Origin of the sequence: Paenibacillus dendritiformis, from assembly GCF_015845845.1 — a bacterium.
Taxonomy (GTDB): Bacteria; Bacillota; Bacilli; order Paenibacillales; family Paenibacillaceae; genus Paenibacillus_B; species Paenibacillus_B dendritiformis_C.
This window is the reverse complement of record NZ_LDIG01000290.1, coordinates 1-2,765: the sequence shown is the minus strand read 5'-3', so window position 1 is coordinate 2,765 and position 2,765 is coordinate 1. Positions and strand designations below refer to the sequence as shown.

Genomic DNA, 2,765 nt, shown 5'->3' with positions numbered 1-2,765 from the left:
ATTATTACTAGGAAAGATGCTCTTCATTCCATCAATAGAAATAGAAAGTGCTCATTACATACAATGTTTTTCCTCCGCATAAAACATGATGCACAGTCTGCTTTCAATTTTGAAGAGATATCTTTACCTAAACAAAAGGAGGAGATTTGTTTGAAGAAAAGGTTGATCGCATCATTAGTAAGTGTAAGTATGGCGTTTGCAGTATTCACGCCCAGCTTATTTGCCCTCTCTGCAAGGGCAGAAGCAGCAGCGACTCCAGCTAAGGGATCAGTCTCTTTATCACAACAGCAGGTGTCTGTACGGGATATAGTACCGTCTGAGTATTTGTCAAAGTATGCAGGCAAATTTAGTAGTTATGCGGAAGTGAATAAAGATGTAACTGCTAAACTAGAATTAACGGATTCCGCTAAATAAGAATGAACAAAACTTACCATACCCTTCCTATTAAGCTATCATAGAACTGGTAATTCTATCATTAGGGGGAAGCGGTATGAGGAAAGAAGAAAGGTGGACTATGTACTTCGTTATCCAAGAACAGAAAAAGTTGGGGTTAAGAAAGTCTCAAGTGGCGAGAAACCTAAATATCTCCAGGAATACGGTGATCAAGTTCTGGAACATGACGGTGGACGAGTACAAACAATTTTTGGATGGACTTGAGACACGAGCAAAGAAGTTGGAGTCGTTCGAACCGGAGATCGTCAGTTGGTTGCTTAAATATCCAGACTTATCGGCTGCTCAGGTTTTGGATTGGCTAAAGGAACGTCATAAGGGCATGGAAATCGCTGAGAGTACTGTTCGAGGCTACGTGCGAGGGTTGCGCTTGGATTATGGAATCCCTAAGGCGAAGCGTGTGAGACAGTACGAAGCGGTTGAAGAACTCCCGATGGGCAAACAGATGCAAGTCGATTTCGGGGAAACCAAGCTTAGGCATCCAGAAGGCCATTTGGTGAAGCTGTGGTTCATCACCTTCGTCTTGTCGCATTCTCGGTACAAATATGCACTGTGGCAGGATAGGCCGTTTACAACGGTAGATGTCGTGGATGCCCATGAACAGGCCTTTGAGTTCTATGGCGGTCTGCCAGAAGAAATTGTCTATGATCAAGACCACTTGTTATTAACCAGTGAGAACCACGGTGATCTCATTCTGACCCATNAGTTTGCCAAGTATGTCGAAGAGCGCTCCTTCCGGATTCATATGTGTCGTAAAGCCGACCCGGAGAGCAAAGGCAAAATAGAGAATGTGGTGAAATACATCAAACACAATTTTGCAAGACATCGGCCATTCACGAATGTGGACAAGCTCAATGAACAGTGCCTGGCTTGGTTAAGCCGTACGGGCAACGCCAAGATGCATCACACGATCAAAAAAATACCGGCCGAAGTGTACGCCTTAGAGAAAGCGCATCTCCGCCCAGTCCAGAAAAAAATAGAAAAATTGAGTACCTCCAGTATAACAAGGACCGTTCGGAAGGACAACACCATTTGGTATGAATCCAATCGGTATAGCGTTCCGCTCGGCACATATGACGGAACGGACAAAGAAGTCACTGTCCGAGTTACGGAAGACCATCGGCTGGTGATCTATGAGGAAGACTCCGGACAAATCCTGGCAGATCATCAGCTGTGTCTTCACAGCAAAGGTGAACTCATTCGTAACAATAATCACGGTCGGGATCGGTCAAAGGGCGTTCAGGCTTATGTCGATCATGTGGCAGAACAATTTACGGATACAGGCAAAGCCCGACGTTACCTTGAGGAAATTCGGAAGCTCAAGCCGCGATATATCCGGGATCAATTGCAGGCGATCGAGAAGAGCATATCGAAGGCTAATGCTAAGACGGTTGACCAGGCGCTGGCTTACTGCTTAAAGCACAGCTTGTATTGTGCTGCAGACTTTGCGGATGCCGCAAGCCATTTCACAGAACAAGCGCAACGGCAATCGGTCGAGAAGCCGACTCAGAGCGACATAAAGCTGCTCGTTCAAGTGGATGCGGCTAAACTGAAAGCCAAACCCCAAATACGGGAGTTCAAGACTTACGAACGCATCTTAGGAGGTGGATAAGGGTGGCAACAACCACGGGTGAGTTGAAACAATGGATGGGCACGCTGAATATGACCGAGGCGGCACACATCTTGGAAGAGAGTCTGTTGGACGCTGAGTCCAAGGACTGGAGCTGTGGGCAATTCTTGCACCATCTCCTGGGGCATGAGCTGCGGAGGCGGGAGGAAAAACAGCGAGCCAAACGGATGAAATGGGCTTCGTTCCCATTCATCAAATCGCTAGACGACTTTCGATTGGAAGAACAGCAATCCCTCAGCAAACGGCACATGGAACAGCTGCGGGAACTGCTCTGGCTGGAGCACACCTACAATTTAATACTCTTGGGCCCGCCTGGGGTAGGAAAAACCCATCTCTCAGTGGGGTTGGGGATGGAGGCGTTGGAACGAGGTCACCGGGTTAGCTTTGTCGCCATGGACAACCTGATCCATCTGCTGAAGACACAAGAGATTGCACGGACATCACAGACTCGAATGAAGCGTATTTTGGGATCTGATCTGGTGATCATCGACGATCTGATGTTCATGGCCATGGAGAAAAGCGAATCGAATCTATTCTTTCAGTTTGTGAATAAGCTCTATGGTCAAGCCTCGATTATCTTGACCTCAAACAAGGGACCAGAAGATTGGGGTGAGCTGCTTGGAGATCCGGCCATCACGACAGCCATTCTCGATCGGATCTTGCATAAGAGTGAGGTCATAAAGAT

General features: G+C 47.1%; 2 protein-coding genes and 2 pseudogenes. All 4 read left to right on the top strand.

Annotation, left to right across the window (positions count from 1 at the left end):
* Window positions 1-414, top strand: a pseudogene (locus ABD76_RS29055) (hypothetical protein); the annotation flags it as partial.
* Between the two features lie 76 nt (window positions 415-490).
* Window positions 491-1,153, top strand: a pseudogene (locus ABD76_RS30095) (transposase); the annotation flags it as partial.
* 1 nt (window position 1,154) lies between these two features.
* The coding region (locus ABD76_RS30090) for a Mu transposase domain-containing protein (RefSeq protein WP_420901986.1) at window positions 1,155-2,062 on the top strand (908 nt) is incomplete at its 5' end.
* A 2-nt stretch (window positions 2,063-2,064) separates the two neighbouring features.
* The coding region (gene istB, locus ABD76_RS28005; RefSeq protein WP_197260150.1) for an IS21-like element helper ATPase IstB at window positions 2,065-2,765 on the top strand (701 nt) is incomplete at its 3' end.